The 16426-nt window shown below is 59.8% G+C and carries 15 protein-coding genes and 1 pseudogene; 11 read left to right on the top strand and 5 right to left on the bottom strand.

The window, feature by feature from the left end:
* Positions 1-146: 146 nt before the first annotated feature.
* Positions 147-1064 carry a transcriptional regulator MetR gene (gene metR, locus JBO08_RS02185; RefSeq protein WP_049709781.1) on the top strand — a complete coding sequence of 306 codons (918 nt, stop codon included), beginning with the start codon at positions 147-149 and terminating at the stop codon, positions 1062-1064.
* Positions 1065-1091: 27 nt separating this feature from the next.
* Here metR and JBO08_RS02180 read toward each other — a convergent pair whose 3' ends face one another.
* The 3 genes from JBO08_RS02180 to JBO08_RS02170 are packed head-to-tail and all read right to left on the bottom strand — an operon-like array spanning position 1092 to position 3327.
* Entirely contained in the window at positions 1092-1598 is a 507-nt protein-coding gene (locus JBO08_RS02180) for a GNAT family N-acetyltransferase (protein ID WP_065872541.1), read from the bottom strand.
* Entirely contained in the window at positions 1595-2005 is a 411-nt protein-coding gene (locus JBO08_RS02175) for an NUDIX domain-containing protein (protein WP_065872542.1), read from the bottom strand. Before JBO08_RS02175 ends, JBO08_RS02180 begins: the two co-directional genes overlap by 4 nt.
* Positions 2002-3327, bottom strand: coding sequence for an HD domain-containing phosphohydrolase (locus JBO08_RS02170; RefSeq protein WP_049709784.1), 1326 nt, complete (start codon positions 3325-3327; stop codon positions 2002-2004). The genes JBO08_RS02175 and JBO08_RS02170 overlap by 4 nt, the downstream gene beginning before the upstream one ends.
* Before the next feature lie 218 nt (positions 3328-3545).
* Between JBO08_RS02170 and JBO08_RS02165 the strand changes: the two genes are divergently transcribed.
* The 5 genes and pseudogenes from JBO08_RS02165 to JBO08_RS28375 all read left to right on the top strand — a co-directional run bounded on the left by JBO08_RS02165 (position 3546) and on the right by JBO08_RS28375 (position 9609).
* Complete coding sequence (locus JBO08_RS02165; RefSeq protein ID WP_220074553.1) at positions 3546-5414, top strand: bifunctional diguanylate cyclase/phosphodiesterase; 1869 nt, start codon at positions 3546-3548, stop codon at positions 5412-5414.
* 25 nt (positions 5415-5439) lie between these two features.
* Complete coding sequence (locus tag JBO08_RS02160) at positions 5440-6408, top strand: cytochrome-c peroxidase (protein WP_049709785.1); 969 nt, start codon at positions 5440-5442, stop codon at positions 6406-6408.
* Positions 6409-6418: 10 nt separating this feature from the next.
* On the top strand, positions 6419-8233 hold the full coding sequence (locus JBO08_RS02155) for a DAHL domain-containing protein (protein WP_065880108.1): 1815 nt from the start codon (positions 6419-6421) through the stop codon (positions 8231-8233).
* A gap of 569 nt (positions 8234-8802) precedes the next feature.
* Positions 8803-8886 (top strand): annotated as a pseudogene (locus tag JBO08_RS28380) (hypothetical protein); the annotation flags it as partial.
* The gene (locus JBO08_RS28375; RefSeq protein ID WP_405045951.1) at positions 8887-9609 is read left to right on the top strand and encodes an ATP-binding protein; all 723 of its coding nucleotides are present in this window, start codon (positions 8887-8889) and stop codon (positions 9607-9609) included.
* A gap of 28 nt (positions 9610-9637) precedes the next feature.
* On the opposite strand, the gene JBO08_RS02145 is transcribed toward JBO08_RS28375, so the two are convergent.
* On the bottom strand, positions 9638-10963 hold the full coding sequence (locus JBO08_RS02145; RefSeq protein WP_220074554.1) for an APC family permease: 1326 nt from the start codon (positions 10961-10963) through the stop codon (positions 9638-9640).
* Positions 10964-11164: 201 nt separating this feature from the next.
* Positions 11165-11980, bottom strand: a complete 816-nt coding sequence (locus tag JBO08_RS02140; protein ID WP_065910524.1) for a carbon-nitrogen hydrolase family protein — start codon at positions 11978-11980, stop codon at positions 11165-11167.
* Between the two features lie 93 nt (positions 11981-12073).
* Here JBO08_RS02140 and JBO08_RS02135 point away from each other — a divergent pair, with 93 nt between their 5' ends.
* The 5 genes from JBO08_RS02135 to JBO08_RS02115 all read left to right on the top strand — a co-directional run bounded on the left by JBO08_RS02135 (position 12074) and on the right by JBO08_RS02115 (position 16403).
* Positions 12074-12838, top strand: coding sequence for a LuxR C-terminal-related transcriptional regulator (locus JBO08_RS02135; RefSeq protein WP_065872550.1), 765 nt, complete (start codon positions 12074-12076; stop codon positions 12836-12838).
* Positions 12839-12866: 28 nt separating this feature from the next.
* The gene (locus tag JBO08_RS02130) at positions 12867-14486 is read left to right on the top strand and encodes an FMN-binding glutamate synthase family protein (RefSeq protein ID WP_065872551.1); all 1620 of its coding nucleotides are present in this window, start codon (positions 12867-12869) and stop codon (positions 14484-14486) included.
* Positions 14487-14500: 14 nt separating this feature from the next.
* Positions 14501-14785 (top strand): putative quinol monooxygenase, encoded by a 285-nt coding sequence (locus JBO08_RS02125; RefSeq protein ID WP_049709792.1) that lies wholly within the window; start codon positions 14501-14503, stop codon positions 14783-14785.
* A gap of 58 nt (positions 14786-14843) precedes the next feature.
* Positions 14844-15140: a cupin domain-containing protein gene (locus JBO08_RS02120; RefSeq protein WP_065872552.1), complete on the top strand. Its 297-nt coding sequence runs from the start codon at positions 14844-14846 to the stop codon at positions 15138-15140.
* A 132-nt stretch (positions 15141-15272) separates the two neighbouring features.
* The gene (locus tag JBO08_RS02115) at positions 15273-16403 is read left to right on the top strand and encodes an OpgC family protein (protein WP_065890446.1); all 1131 of its coding nucleotides are present in this window, start codon (positions 15273-15275) and stop codon (positions 16401-16403) included.
* Positions 16404-16426: the final 23 nt, after the last annotated feature.

Below are 16426 nucleotides of genomic sequence, written 5' to 3'. Positions count from 1 at the left end.
AGTCTGATGAAGTTTGTTCAAGCGCGCTGCCACACTTCCATGACAGTTTGATGAAGAGTGCCCAGCGGTCATGGTCGACACACGTTGCAACATGAGACAAACTCACGCCATCCGCCTTCGTCACAAATTATCTTCATGGAGAGCCCGTGCTCGAAATCCGTCACCTCAAGACCCTGCACGCCCTGCGCGAGGCTGACAGCCTGGTCGAAGCCGCCGAACGCCTGCACCTGACGCAATCGGCGCTGTCCCACCAGTTCAAGGAGCTGGAAGAGCGCCTGGGCATGCAACTGTTCGTGCGCAAGACCAAGCCGCTGCGTTTCACGAGCGCCGGCCTGCGCCTGTTGCAACTGGCCGACGCCACCCTGCCCTTGCTGCGCGGCGCCGAGCGTGACATTGCGCGGTTGGCCGGCGGCACCGCCGGGCGTTTGCACATGGCGATTGAATGCCACAGCTGCTTCCAGTGGCTGATGCCGACCATCGACCAGTTCCGCGATGCCTGGCCGGAAGTCGAGCTGGACCTGGCGTCCGGTTTCGCCTTCGCGCCGCTGCCGGCCCTGGCGCGCGGCGACCTCGACCTGGTGGTGACCTCCGACCCGCTGGAACTGCCGGGCATCACCTATGTGCCGCTGTTCACCTACGAAGCCATGCTGGCGGTGGCCAACCAGCACGCGCTGGCGAACAAGGCGTACATCGTGCCGGAAGACTTGCTGACCGAAACCCTGATCACCTACCCGGTGGAGCGCGACCGGCTGGACATCTTCACCCGCTTCCTGGAACCCGCCGACGTCGAACCGGCCCAGGTGCGCACCTCGGAACTGACAGTGATGATGATGCAATTGGTCGCCAGCGGCCGTGGCGTGTGCGGCATGCCGCATTGGGCGCTGCATGAATACAGCTCGCGCGGTTACGTGAAGGCCAAGCGCCTGGGCGAGAAAGGCTTGTTTGCGACGCTGTACGCGGGGATTCGCGCGGACATGCTGGACGCGCCATATATGCGCGACTTTTTGCTGACGGCGAAGGACACGTCGTTTTCAACGCTGGATGGGGTGAGTGCTGTTCGCTGAGCGGCACTCATTAGAAAACATTGAACATCAGTGATCTTCCAGTTCGCGCCACATGTGGATCTTGTCGAAGTATTCAACGCCGACGCGCACTGCCAATGGCTCCAGGCCGTATTGGATAAAACCGCAGCGTTGGTACAAGGCAAACGCCGCGTCATTACCGGCCGTGACGGTCAGCTGGATCACCTTGAGGCGCGGCTGCTTACGCGCCTCATCCAGTGCCGCTTCAACCAACTGACGGCCCAAGCCCTTTTGCTGGTGGCCCGCGTTCACATACATGCCGAACAGCGTCACCTTGTGCCGAGCCTTCTCTCGTGGCTCGTATGCAAGGCCGACAATGCCGGCCAGCTCATCCCCTTCGTAGGCACCGAGCAGCCGGTCCAGCGGACTGCCCAAGCGTTTTTCCCACCAGCTCAACGGCATCGCGGCACGCTCCGCCACGCTGGAGGTGAATGCCTGGGGATAGGCGCCATAGGCCTCGAGCATCAATGCACGATAGGCCTCGGCGTCATGCGTCCCCAGCGTGCGAACAATCATGCGGTCAGCGATGAGCGGTAAAACGGCAGGATCAAATCGCGCGTCAAGGGTGCCAACTGCAAGCCGCCGTCACCGGCCGGGTCAATCCAGCGGACCTCTTCAATTTCGGCGGCGGGGGTCACCGCAACGTCGATCTGCACCTGGAACAACTCGGCTTCCACGGTAAAACCCGGCTCGTTGGCGGCCGGTGCGGAAAACGTGCCGAGGTAGACGGCGGCACTGGGCTCGATACGCAAGTTGAGCTCTTCGTGCAGCTCGCGGGCCAGGGCTTCGACGGGTTGCTCGCCAGCGTCAATCTTGCCCCCCGGTTGCATGAAAGCCTGGGTGCCGCGCTTGCGCACCAGCAGGGTTTGGCCGTCGCTGCCGATCAGGAGGGCGGCGGCGATGCGGATAGTAGAAGTGCTCATGAAAGGTCTGCTGTCTCTTCGGGTACTTTGATAAAAATGGCGTATTTCGCGCCTTCCATTGCCTCGAACGCAATGAGCTTGTCCACCAGCGGCAGGTTCAGCACCTTGCCGGCATTGAGCAGGAGCATGCCGTTATCGGCATTGAGGTTACGCGCCAGGACCATACCGTCAGCCAGCTCACGGGTGGTCAGGACCTTGACGGTGGGATCACCCAGCGTCACATCACTGAGGAACTTGGCACAAGCCTGCACGAAAGCCTCGACCAGGCTCGGATCGTAGAGGCGCCCGGCATACTTTTGGATATAGAGCAGCGCTTCATCACTGTTCATCTGTCGCTCAAGGATCAGCCCTTTCTGCAACTCGATGAAATCCACCGCCAGTTTCAGCAAGCGTGAACCAAACGGGATCGCATCCTCCTTGAGGTGATCGGGGAAACCACTGCCGTCGTAGCGCTCCTGATGATGACGAATGATCCGCGCCGCATCCTTCATCGGCTCCAGCGTCATCAACAGCGACTCGCTCTGCGTCGGATAGGCGCGGTACAGATCGCGGTCGGTGCTGTGCAGTTTATCGGCCGGGGCAGTCATCATGCTGTCGGTCCAGCTCAGTTTGCCGATGTTATAGAGCGCGGCGGCCATGGTGAGGTCGCGTGTGCTGACCTCGTCGATGGCCTGCGAGGCGCAATACACACGGATCAGCTCGATCAACTGGCGGTTGGTCTGCTTGTCCTTGGGCAAGCGCAGGTTGGCCAGCAGCGAAAACACTTCGGTGCCCGTCACGTAGCTGCGCTTGAGTTCTTCGTAAGCCAGGTCGAGCATGTCCGCGGTCTGCTGCAGCTCGCCGGTACGCGACTCCACGCGTTTTTCCAAGGTCGCATTGAGCGCCTTGAGCTGCTCGTTCTGCACCAGGGTCAAGCGTTCAAGCCGCTGATGTTCCAGGGCCTGCTGCAGGATCAGCTTCAGTTCATCGTCATTCCAGGGTTTGCCGATATAACGGTGGATCTGCCCTTCGTTGATCGCCTTGATGATTGTCGGCAGGTCAGCGTAACCGGTCAGCAGGATACGACTGGTGGTGGGATACAAGCGATGGACTTCAGCCAGCAACTGCGCGCCGTCCATACCTGGCATGCGCGCGTCGCTCATGATCAGGTCGATGGGTTGGGCCGCCATTATTTCCAGAGCCTGGGCACCGCTGCCGGCAAGCACCACATTAAAGGGCTGGCCGCGCAACAGGCGACGCAAGCTGTTGAGGATCGACTCTTCATCGTCGACCAGCAAAATGGTGGGTTGTGCGGTGGAGAGCGTAGCGAATTGTTCATCCATGCCTGCTGCGCCTTCGAATCAAATTGAATTGAGCTAAATTGAACCCGTGTGCCGAGCCGTCTTCCCTCGCTTGGCACGCGGGCTTGATTTGACGCCAAGTAGCCGTCGATATCAAGGGAGTTCGACTATGCTGTCAGAGCAGGCAGACGCCCCGCTCACGATGCACCCAGGGAAGGAACCGTCATGCCGTCGAATCACTTGCAGTTGTGGTGCGCACAATGACCCCGGATTCCGTACGGGCCAACCGGCGCATTCTGATCGTCGATGACACCGCCTCGATCCATCAGGACTTTCGCAAGATCCTCTGTGCCGAAGGCGAACCCTCCCTGGAAAACCTCGAGGAGGCCCTGTTCGGGACACCGACCAAAGTGCGTCAGGCGTTCGAGCTCGACTCGGCCTATCAGGGTCAGGAGGCCCTGGCCCTGGTGAACAAGGCCCTGGCCGCCAACGCGCCCTATGCCATGGCCTTCATTGACATGCGCATGCCACCTGGCTGGGATGGCTTGCAGACCATCGAACACCTCTGGAACGTCGATCCCCACCTGCAGATCGCCCTGTGCACCGCCTACTCCGATTACTCCTTCGAGGCCATCGAAGCGCGTTTAAAGTACAACGACCAGTTGCTGATCCTGAAAAAGCCCTTCGATCACCTGGAAATCCGCCAGATGGCCAGCGCCCTGACCTGGAAATGGCAACTCGCCCAGGACATTGCGCTGAAAGTGATCAGCCTGGAACGCACCGTCGAAGAACGCGTGCAGGAGCTGCTCAAAGTCTCGCACCTGCTGCACTACGATGCCCTGACCGAACTGCCCAACAGCACGTTGTTAGGCGACCGGCTGACCCAGGCAATTGCCCTTGGCCGGCGGCATGACACGCAAATGGCGGTGATGTTTATCGGCCTGGACCGCTTCAAGCGCATCAATAACGCCCTGGGCTACCCCGTGGGCGATGAGGTGCTGCAGCAGGTCAGCCAAAGCCTGGTGGCGGCGGTGCGAAGTTCGGATTCGGTGTTTCGCTACGGTTCCGACGAGTTCGTGGTCCTGCTCAACGACATCTTGCATCCCCAGCAAACCCAGCACGTTGCGCAAAAGATCCTCAAGGCCATCCGCGCCACCCGTCACGTCGCCGGGCATGACCTGAGCATCACCGCCAGCCTGGGTATCAGCATTTGCCCCAATGACAGCGGCACAGCGGTGGAGTTGATCAAACAGGCCGAAACCGCCATGCACGCCAGCAAAGAGCGCGGCCCGGACGATTTCAGTTTTTATACCGAAGACATGAACCTGCACGCCCAACACCGGCAAAACCTGGAAAGCGCGATTCGCCATGCCCTGGAATGCAACGAATTTGCCCTGCACTACCAGCCGAAGCTGGATCTGAAATCCGGGCAGATCGTGGGGGCGGAAGCGCTGCTTCGCTGGTTTCAACCGCGTTCGGGTTGGGTCAGCCCGGCTGACTTCATTCCGGTGGCTGAGGACACTGGATTGATCGTGCAGCTGACCCAGTGGGTATTGCGCCAGGCCTGTGAACAAACACAAGCCTGGCGTGAGATGGGCCTGCCCGCGCTACGCATCTCTGTGAATATCTCAGCCATCGATTTCCGCCAGCGGGACTTCGTCGACAACCTCGCCGCGATCCTCAAGCAGACGCGCCTGCCGCCGGCCCTGTTGGAGCTGGAGATCACTGAAAGCGTGCTGATGCAGAATGTCGACGACACGGTCGATATCCTGAACAGGATCAAAGCCATGGGCGTGCGCCTGGCCCTGGATGATTTCGGCACGGGTTACTCCAGCCTGAGCTACCTGCGACGGTTTCCCATCGACGTGCTGAAAATCGACCAATCGTTCATTCATGGCCTGAAGGTAAATAGCCAGGACGAACAACTGATCAGCGCTATTATCGGCATGGGCAAAAGCCTGGGCTTGACTATCATCGCCGAGGGCGTAGAAACCCTCGAGCAATTGAACTTCCTGCAACACCAGCTGTGCGAGGAAGGCCAAGGTTATCTGTTCAGTAAAGCGGTGCCCTCAGAGGACTTCGCCCAGTTACTGCAGAAGGGCTGCGCGACACTGATGCCCGATCAATAGCCCTACGCCTGCAAGGAGTGCTCGCTTGAACGACGTTTCAACCTGCCGTACCAGCCTCTTCCTCACGCTGTGGCTGGGCCTGGGTGCGCCATTGATGGCCGCGCCGTTGGAAGAGGCCCTGAAACCGTTGCCCGCGGTCCCTGCATTGGACCCGGCCAAGGTTGAACTGGGCCGCCAACTGTTCAACGAGCCGCGATTGTCGGCCAATAACACGCTGTCCTGCGCCAGTTGCCATCACTTGGCATCGGGAGGCGCCGACGACAAACCCTTCTCCATTGGCTTCGACGGCAAGCCGGTAGAACTCAACACGCCGTCGGTGTTCAACGCCAGCCTCAATTTCAAGCAGTTCTGGAATGGCCGCGTCGACACGTTGGAAGCACAGGTCGAACACGTGGTGATCAGCCCGGTGGAAATGGGCAGCGACTGGAAAACCGTGGTGCAGAACCTCGCTGCCCTGCCCGCCTACCAGGCCGCGTTCAAACAGGCCTACCCGGACGGTGTCACCGCCGCTAACGTACAAAATGCCTTGGCCACCTATGAGCAAACGCTGCTGACCCTTAACTCACGGTTTGACCAATATCTCCTAGGCAATACCGAAATCCTCACGATCCAGGAAAAATATGGCTACCAGCGGTTCAAGGACTACGGCTGTATTGCCTGCCACCAGGGCATCAACATCGGCGGCAACATGTTCCAGAAGTTCGGTGTGATGGGCGACTACTTCAAGGCGCGCGGCAATCCGGTCGAATCGGACCTGGGGCGCTACCTGCTGACCCAGGACGAAGAAGACCGCCACGTGTTCAAGGTGCCCAGCTTGCGTAACGTCGCGGTCACGGCGCCCTACTTTCACGACGCCTCGGCCAAGACACTGCAAGAGGCGGTCGACGTGATGTTCAAGTACCAACTGGGGCGCACCCCGTCCCAGGAAGACAAGGACCTGATTGTCCAGTTTCTCAAGACCCTGACCGGCGAATGGGCAGGCAAGCCTTTATGAGCATACCGTCATGACCCTGTCCCGCCGCCTCGCCAGCCAAGTGTTGCTTAGCCTGATGACGCTGCTGTTGGCGTCCACCCTGGTGTTTCTGTACCTCAAGTCTTCCCGTGACCAGACCGCCACCTACACACACTCACGGGACCTGATCCGCCAACTCCAGCAACTCAATGCCCAATGGGACAGTGAAGTGTTGAAGGCCAGGATCGCCATCACCCACAACTATGATCCGCTGGTGGCACCCCTGCGGGAAATGACGCGGTTATGGGTAGACCTGGAAAACGGCGACGCCTACCACGACCCTGCTGACCTGCAACGTTGGCAAGCCAGCCGGGATGCTTATCAGGCCGCGATCAAGGAAAAAGCGCGGTTGGTGGACCAGTTCAAATCCCACAATGCGGTGCTGCGCAACTCATTGGCTTTTTTACCAACCGCTGAGGACGACATTCAGGCTCAGTTCAACCGCTTTAATGATGAAGACCGGCTGCAACTGCAAGGCGTAGCTACCGACACTTACGACTTGCTACTCAGCAGCCTGGAGTTCGCTCAGGTCACCAGCGACGAGCTCGCGGCCGATATCCTGGTGGGCCTGGGCAAACTGGCGATCAACAAGGAGCGATTGCCCAGTGATTTCCAGGCGCCGGTTGAGATCCTCAGTAATCACATTTCGCTGATCCTGCGCGAACAGCCGGTGGTCAACGGTTTGCTCGAACGAATCGCCGCAGTCCCGGTGGCCGAACGCCTGGACGAGCTGACCACGCATCTCAATCAGGACCAGCAAGCCTCTGACCTCATCGACCATCAATACCATCGCTACCTGCTGATTTTCTCGACCTTATTGGTGGCGCTTTTACTGTACCTGGCGGTGCGCCTGCTGCGCAGTTTCGCCGAAATCAACCGAGTCAACCGCGCGCTGCACGCGGCGAACGAGACCCTGGAACAACGCGTGGAGCGGCGCACCCAACAACTCAAGGATGCCCAGAGTGAACTGCTCGACAGCGCGCGACAGGCCGGCATGGCGGAAATCGCCACCAACGTGCTGCACAACGTGGGCAACGTGCTCAACAGCGTGAATATCTCCGCCGACCTGGTCACGCGAAAGCTGCGCAGCAGCAAGGCATTGGGCCTGGGCAAAGCCATGCAGTTGATCAACGAACGCCAGGGGGACCTGGGCACCTTCTTGACCGAGGATGAAAAAGGCAAGCTACTGCCCGCCTACCTGAACCAACTGGTGGACGCCATTGCGCAGGAACAACAAGGCATGGCGGATGAAATGGCGCAGCTGAGTAAAAGCGTCGACCATATCAAAGACATCGTCTCCACCCAACAATCCTATGCCGGTGCGTCTGCGGTTCGCGAACCGGTGCATATCAGCGCCCTGATGGAAGATGCCTTGCGCATGAACGCAGGGGCGCTGAATCGGCACAACGTCACGGTGGTCAAGCATTACGCGCAACTGCCGGAAATCCTAGCGGACAAACACCGGTTGCTGCTGATCATGGTCAACCTGATCAGCAATGCGAAGTACGCCATGTCCACCCTCTCCGACCGGCCGCGGCAAATGACCCTCACGGTGCAGTCGCTGAATGACGACACCTTGCAGATCAGCGTGAAGGATGAGGGCGAAGGCATACCGGCAGAAAACATGACACGAATCTTCACTCACGGTTTCACCACTCGCAAGGAAGGCCATGGCTTTGGCCTGCACAGCTGCGCCCTGGCCGCCGTGGAAATGAATGGCCAGCTCAGCGCACACAGCGACGGGCCGGGCCTGGGCGCGGTGTTTACCTTGACCATCCCTCTCACCCTTGTCGGAAGCCCCGCATGAACCAACCTCCCAACCGGCGCATCCTGCTGATCGACGACACGCCGTCGATTCATGACGATTTCCGCAAGATCCTGGTGCCGACCGTTGAATCGAACCCGCTGCTGGATGACATGGAATCGGCGCTGTTCGGCGACACGGCCAAAGCCCAGGCCCAGGTTTTCGAGCTGCACTCGGCGTATGGCGGGGAAGAAGGCCTTGGCTTGCTGACCACGGCCATGGCGGAAAAACGCCCCTACGCACTGGCCTTTGTCGACATGCGTATGCCCCAAGGCTGGGATGGCGCCAGGACCATCGAAGCGTTGTGGAAAATCGCCCCAGACCTGCAAGTCGTGGTGTGCACCGCTTATTCGGACTACTCCTGGGAAGACCTGCTGGAACGCCTGCACGCCCATGAACGCTTGCTGATTCTGAAAAAACCCTTCGACAACATCGAAGTCCAGCAGATGGCCAACACCCTGGCGAATAAATGGGACATGGCCCGTCGCGCCTCGCTGCAGACCACCCACTTGGAACATTTGGTGGAGCAACGCACCCAGGCGCTGCAACTGGAAATCGACGAGCGCAAGCACCTGGAAAGCCAACTGGTGCAATCCGAAAAACTCGCGTCGCTGGGGCAGCTTGCGGCGGGTGTCGCCCATGAAATCAACAACCCGGTGGGCTTTATCTCGTCCAACCTCAGCACCCTGGACGGCTACTTCAACCAGCTGCAGCAGATACTGGATGCCTATCAACGCGCCGAAGCGCTGATTGCGGCGCCGGAACAGCGCGATCAGCTCAAGGCACTGCGAACCGACCTTGAGCTGGAGTTTCTCAAGGAGGACATTCCGATCCTGATCAAAGAGTCCAAGGAAGGCATCGGCCGCGTGGTGCAGATCGTCAAAGACCTGAAAAACTTCTCACGGGTGGACAATGACCAGACCTGGCAGTTTGCGAACCTGCAACAGGGCATCGATTCAACGCTGAACATCGTTGCCAGCGAACTCAAGTACAAAGCCGACGTGGTCAAAAATTACAGCGCATTGCCCGAGATCGAATGCCTGGCATCGCAGCTCAACCAGGTGGTGATGAACCTGGTGATCAATGCCGCGCAAGCCATGGGGCCGGAGCGCGGCACCATTACCATCAGCAATGGCGTGGAAGGCGAGAACATCTGGCTGGAGGTGGCGGACAACGGCTGCGGGATTGCCCCCGACGCCGTGCAGAAGATTTTCGACCCGTTCTTCACCACCAAACCCGTAGGCGAAGGGACGGGACTTGGGCTGTCGCTCTCCTACGGTATCGTCAAGAAACACCGTGGCGATATTTCCGTCAGCAGCGAACTCGGCAAAGGCACCAAATTCCGCGTGGTATTGCCGATTCGGCAGACGGCGGCGTAGGGCACGCCGCCGAATAAGCCGCAAAGATCTACGCCGCTTCCTGGAAATCCATCTCCGGTGGCTGTTGCGAGAAGCCACGGGTGAGCACGCCCAAGTAAACCAGGCCAATTGCCAACCACGCTAGGCCCAGGTAGATCGCCAGGTGATCGAGGCTGACCATCAGCCATAAATCCGCGAGCAGGCCGATGGTCGGGAATACCAGGAACAGGATCAGCTCACGCACACCCCGCTGCTTGGCGCCGATCCAGTAATGGAAGATCACCGACAGGTTCACCAGACTGAACGCCAGGAAGGCGCCGAAGTTGATAAACGATGTGGACGTGGTCACGTCCAGCTTCAACGCCAACAGCGCCACCACTGCACACAACAGGATGCTGTTGACCGGCGTACCAAAGCGCGCATGCAGGGTGCCAAAGAACGACTTGGGCAACACGCCATCGCGGCCCATCGCAAACAACAAGCGCGAACCACTGGCCTGGGCCGACAGCCCCGAGGCGAACTGGCCGACGATCAGGCCGATCAGGAAGATCGACACAAACAGGTCGCCACCGATGTTGCGCGCGATTTCATACGCCGCCGAATCCACATTGGCGAATTCGAAAGACGGGTGCGCGATCTGCACAAAGTAGGACACCGCCACGAAAATCAGCCCGCCTATCAAGGTGATCAACATGATCGCCCGTGGGATGGTGCGGCGCGGGTCGCGGGTTTCTTCGGTGAGGGTGCTGACCGCGTCAAAGCCCAGGAATGAATAGCAAGCGATGGCCGCGCCGCTCATGATCAGCGGCAGTTGCATCTGGCCGTTGAAGAACGGGGCGGTCGTCCATAAAGGCTTGCTCGCATCACCACCGATGTAGTGGATGCACAGCGCCACAAACGCAATCAACACCAGGAACTGCACCAGCATCAGCAAGGCATTGATGCCGTTCGCCAGCTTGAGGCCGACGATATTGATGGCGCTGGTGATGCCGATAAACGCCAACACCCAGATCCACTGCGGCCCCGCCGGGAACGCTGAATTGAGGTACGCCGCACCGATCAGCCAGATGGCCATGGGCAGGAACAGGTAGTCGAGCAGCACCGCCCAGCCGGCGATAAAACCCAGTTTCGGGCTGATGGCTTTGCGCACGTAGCTATAGGCGGAACCGGCGACCGGAAACGCCGAGGCCATGCGCCCGTAACTCATGGCGGTGAAGAACATCGCCACCAGCGCCGCCAGATAAGCAGCGGGGACCATGCCCGCAGTGGATTGCGCCAGGATACCGAAGGTGCCGAGCACAATGATCGGCGTCATATAGGCGATGCCGAACAGCACCACCGACCCTAATGACAGGGTGCGTTGCAAATGAGCCATGAGCGATTCTCCGCGAAATTATTAGATTTATGGCAGAACTGAAGTCGGTGAAGCAGGTGTCATTTTTCTTATGTTGATATTGATCGTTCCCACGCTCTGCGTGGGAATGCAGCCCGGGACGCTCCGCGTCCGCTCTTAACATCGTGACGCGCAGCGTCACAGGAGGCATTCCCACGCAGAGCGTAGGAACGATCATCAGTGCTAAGGAATCAGCAGTTCGCGCGTGCCGTCATTGTGCTCGATCACCTCACCCGGCAATTTCAAGCGCTGGTCATCCAGGTAGCGGTAGTCCTTGCGCGCCGCTGCCAATTGGTCGAGATCCAGCTCGACCGTGAATTGCCCTTCGTCACGCCCGGCTTCAAACAGCAAGGTACCAAACGGGTCCACCAGCGCACTGCCACCGGCAAACAACAATCCGCCGTCCCCCTCTTGCACTCGGTTGACCATCAGCGCAAACGCCTGGTTTTCCTGGGCGCGCGCCATGATCGCGGTGCGGTGCGTGGGGCCGTATGGGTCCATGTTGCCGTTGGTGACGATCAGCAACTCGGCGCCCAGTTGCGCGTTGGCTCGGGCGGTTTCCGGGAACTCAATGTCGTAGCAGATCAACAGACCGACGCGCACGCCGTTCCAGAGGCAAGTGGCGTAGCGATCGCCTGGGGTGAAGACACCGCGATCCGAGGCCCACAGATGGGTCTTGCGATAACGCAGGGCGATGCCTTCGGGGGTGATCAGCAAGGTGGTGTTATAGAATTGCCCGCCGTCGCTTTCGGCCATGCCGATCACCACGGCGACATTGCGCGCGCGCGCGGCCTGGATCACAGCCTGCACGGTAGGCCCGTCCAGCGGTTCAGCGATGTCGGCGACGGTCTCGGCGCTGGGGAAGCCCATCAGGTGGGTTTCCGGGAAGACGATCAGTTGCGTATCCGCAGCCGCTGCAGCGATCGCCGCCAAGGCCCGCTCAAGGTTGTAAGCTGTACCGTTATCACGGCCCGCCAACTGGGCAAATTCGACCTTCATGGGTATTCCTTGTTCTGTGTACGTGCCGCAGTATGCGCAGGCGCAACCGGCCAGGGAATCACGCGGCGGGGGTAACCCGATAGGGGTAGATCAATGACCATGTCGTTGCAGGACATCGCCTGGCACCGTTCGGTGGGGCAAATGATAGACGCCTTGGACCAGCCCAATTTCTGGACACAGCTTGTCCGGCTGCTGGACCAATACGTGCCGTTCGACAGTTGGGTCGTATTGCTGTTCAGCAGCGAACACCGCCCGCTGGTATTCGCTGAATGCCCAGGCGCCGATGGCACGCCGGATCATTTGTTCCAGGACTACCTCAACGGCCTGTACCTGCTCGACCCCTTCTACATCGCCAGCCGCGAACACTCGCGCACCGGGCTGTTGCGCCTGGCCGAAGTGGCGCCGGAGCACTTCGAGCTCACCGAGTACTACCAGCGCTACTTCCGCCTGAACGTGGTGGCTGATGAAATCCAATTTAATTGCCAGCAGCCGGATGGGCGTACCCTGTGCCTGTCACTGGGCTCCAGGCAGCGCTTTGACCCGGCGCAGATTGCCCTGCTGTCGTTGATCCAGCCCTGGGTGCTGGGCCTTCTGCGCCAGCGCCTGCCCTTTGAACTGCACCAGGTCAGCGCCCCGCAGCCGCCGATCCAGAATGATGAGTGGGGCGCGCAACTCACCGCCCGCGAGCTGGATGTGGGCCGCTTGATGCTCAGCGGTTGCTCCAGCAAAGAAATCGCTCGTAAGCTGGAAATCTCTGTTGAAACCGTGAAAGTCCATAAGAAACACATGTACAGCAAGCTGGGGATCAAATCCCAGTCAGAGCTGTTCTCGATCTTTCTACAGGCGCAAAACGCCTAGCCGATGAGTCCGAACCCAGGAAACCCGTATGAGCCTGTCGCTACTGAGTCGTTACGCTTTCTTTGCCGTGTGCGTCATTTTCACCCTCGCCAGCCTCCCCTTTATCGAACATGAATGGCTGTGGCCGATCACGGTGGTCACTGGCGTGTTGAGCCTGATCGGTATTTTCGACCTGCTGCAAAGCCCCCACGCCGTGCGCCGCAACTACCCGATCCTGGGCAATATCCGTTACCTGGTGGAAGCCATCCGCCCGGAAATCCGCCAGTACCTGCTGGAGTCCGACAGCGACGCCCTGCCCTTTTCCCGGGCCCAGCGCTCATTGGTGTATTCGCGCGCCAAGAATGAATCTGCCGACAAACCCTTCGGCACCTTGATCGACGTGTACCAGTCAGGCTTCGAATTCATCGGCCACTCCATGCGCCCCGCACCGCTCAGCGACCCCAGCGCCTTCCGTGTAATGGTTGGCGGCCCGCAGTGCACGCAACCGTATTCGGCGTCGGTATTCAATATCTCGGCAATGAGCTTTGGCTCGTTGAGTGCCAACGCGATTCGCGCGTTGAACCAAGGTGCCAAACTGGGCAACTTCGCCCATGACACCGGCGAAGGCAGTATCAGCCCCTACCACCGCGAGAACGGCGGCGACCTGACCTGGGAATTGGGCAGCGGCTACTTCGGCTGCCGCACCAGCGACGGCCGTTTCGACCCGGAACGTTTTGCCGTGCAGGCGCAGAACCCGCAAGTGCGCATGATCGAAATCAAGATGAGCCAGGGCGCCAAACCCGGCCATGGCGGGATTCTGCCCAAGCACAAAGTCACCCAGGAAATTGCCGACACCCGCGGCATCATGATGGGCGAAGACTGCATCTCGCCGTCGCGCCACAGCGCGTTTTCCACCCCTATCGAACTGATGCAGTTCATCGCCCAACTGCGCGAACTGTCCGGCGGCAAACCGGTGGGCTTCAAGTTCTGCCTGGGTCACCCGTGGGAATTCATGGGCATCGCCAAGGCCATGCTCGAAACCGGCATCCTTCCGGACTTTATCGTGGTGGATGGCAAGGAAGGCGGCACCGGCGCCGCGCCCGTGGAGTTCACCGACCATATCGGCGTGCCGCTGCGCGAAGGCCTGCTGTTTGTGCACAACACTCTGGTGGGCCTGAACCTGCGCGACAAGATCAAGCTCGGCGCCAGCGGCAAGATCGTCAGCGCGTTCGACATCGCCAGCGTGCTGGCCATCGGCGCCGATTGGGCCAACTCGGCGCGGGGCTTTATGTTCGCGATCGGCTGCATTCAATCGCAGAGCTGCCACACCAACAAATGCCCGACCGGCGTTGCGACCCAAGATCCCTTGCGTCAACGTGCGCTGGTGGTCCCGGACAAGGCCCAGCGCGTATTCAACTTCCATCGCAACACGCTCAAGGCGTTGGCGGAAATGCTCGCCGCGGCCGGCCTGGATCATCCGTCGCAACTGTCGGCCAAGCACTTGGTACGGCGGATGTCGGCGACAGAGATCAAGCTGTTTTCGCAGTTGCATGTGTTCCTCAAACCCGGTGAGTTGCTGACCGGCGAGGTGAATGGCGAGTTCTATTCACGCATGTGGCAGATGGCGCGGGCGGACAGTTTTGAGCCACATGAAGTGGCGGCGGCTTAAAAAGGAGAGACACCGTGTTGAAAGTCATCGCCGAAGATTTCATCAAGCCCGAACACCTGGAAACGGTGCGCCCGTGGTACGAAGAACTGGTGGAAAAAACCCGCCAGGAACCGCTGTGCATTGCCTACGATCTGTTCGTTGATCAAAAAGACCCGGGGCATTTTATCTTTGTCGAGCAATGGCCGGACCAGGCCGCACTCGATACACATTGCCAGACCGAACACTTCACTCGGCTGGTCCCACAGATCAATGCGTATGAAGCCAAGCCCTGCCGGGTGCTGTTGATGGATACGTTCTGAACCACAACTTCCCGCTGAACCGGACCACCGACGGCATCGTTGCAAACAGGAGATTCACATGCCGTTACTGGACTTCGCCGCCATCGCCGAGCAACTGCCTGACAGCTGGAAATCAACGCGCCTGGGCCAGGTCGGCCCGGCGCGGATCAAGGTGTTGCGCATGGATGAGAAGGCCTATGAAGAAGAAACCCACGACTACAACGAAGGTTTGCTGGTGATCGACGGCTGCTTGCGCCTGAGCATCGGTGATACACACATCAACGTGGCCGCCGGCCAGATGTACCTGGTCGAAGCGGGTACCGCCCATGGCGTACTCGCCGGCAGCCAAGGCACGTTAGTCATCATCGATGTCTAGAGACATTCAGTAATACCCAGCCTTTGCAATTGCTTACAAATACCGCCAACCTGCGCCCGCCCGACGGGTGGCGTGCGCCAACGCCCACGCCTGCCTGTTTTTAATAAACATTTCGTACAAGAGCCCGCTGCCATGCTGAACGGACGCGACCCGCGCATCGATTTTTTTCGGGGCCTGGCGTTGATCTTCATTTTCTGGGATCACGTCCCCCACAACCCCCTCGGCCAGATCACGCTGCGCAACTTCGGCTTCAGCGATGCGGCTGAGGTGTTTGTATTTCTTGCCGGCTACGCTGCGGTATTGGCCTACGGCAAGATCCTGCAACGCGATGGCTATTGGATTGCCTCGCTGAAAATCCTGCGGCGTGCCTGGGTGTTGTATGTGGTGCATATCTTCCTGCTGGCGATGCTGATGGGCATCGTGTTCTTCGCTAACAGCCACGTGGAAACCCGCGACCTTGTCGAAGAGATGGGCCTGACGCATTTCGTCACCCACCCGCAGCAAGCGTTGACCGATGAGCTGCTGCTGCGTTTCAAACCCAACCTGATGGACCCGTTGCCGCTCTACATTGTGCTGCTGGCAGGGCTGCCGCTGGTGTTGCCGTTGATGCTGCGCAACACCTGGGCGGTGGTGACCGTGTCTACGACGATCTACTTGCTGGCGCCGTGGATGGGCTGGAATCTGCGGGCGATTGCCGATGGTGTCTGGTACTTCAACCCGGTGACCTGGCAACTGCTGTTCATACTGGGAGGCGCGGCGGCGCTCTACAGCCGACAAGAACGGCCGGTGGACACCCGGCCACTGCGCCGCCAGCCGATGTTTGTCGCGGCAACCCTTTATGTGTTGATGGCCGGCGTGCTGACGCTGTCCTGGCGCTGGCCGCAGATCCACGATGCGCTGATGCCGTCGGTGATCAGCGACCTCATCTACCCCATCAGCAAGACCGACTTGTCACCGCTGCGCCTGCTGCACTTCCTTGCCCTGGCTTATGTCACCGCCAAGCTGCTGCCGGGCCGTGGCTGGACCGAAAACTGGCTGGCGCAACATACCTGTCGCATGGGGCGTTATTCGCTGGAGGTGTTTTGCCTGGGCGTCGTGCTCGCGCCGTTGGCGGACATGATCAATGCCATGGCCGGGGATGCCTTGGCGATGCAATTGCTGACCGCTGTGGCCGGTGCTGCACTGATGGGGTTGCTCGCGCTGTGGCTGGAGTTCAACAAGCGCCTGGATCAGTCGCTCAAGGCAGGCGTGCACGCGGGATAGACTGGATGGCCCGCCGCACGCAG

Source organism: Pseudomonas sp. LAP_36 (assembly GCF_019456785.1).
Taxonomy (GTDB): Bacteria; Pseudomonadota; Gammaproteobacteria; order Pseudomonadales; family Pseudomonadaceae; genus Aquipseudomonas; species Aquipseudomonas tritici.
The sequence above is the reverse complement of the archived record's forward strand: the minus strand, read 5'-3'. Positions and strand labels throughout refer to the sequence as shown.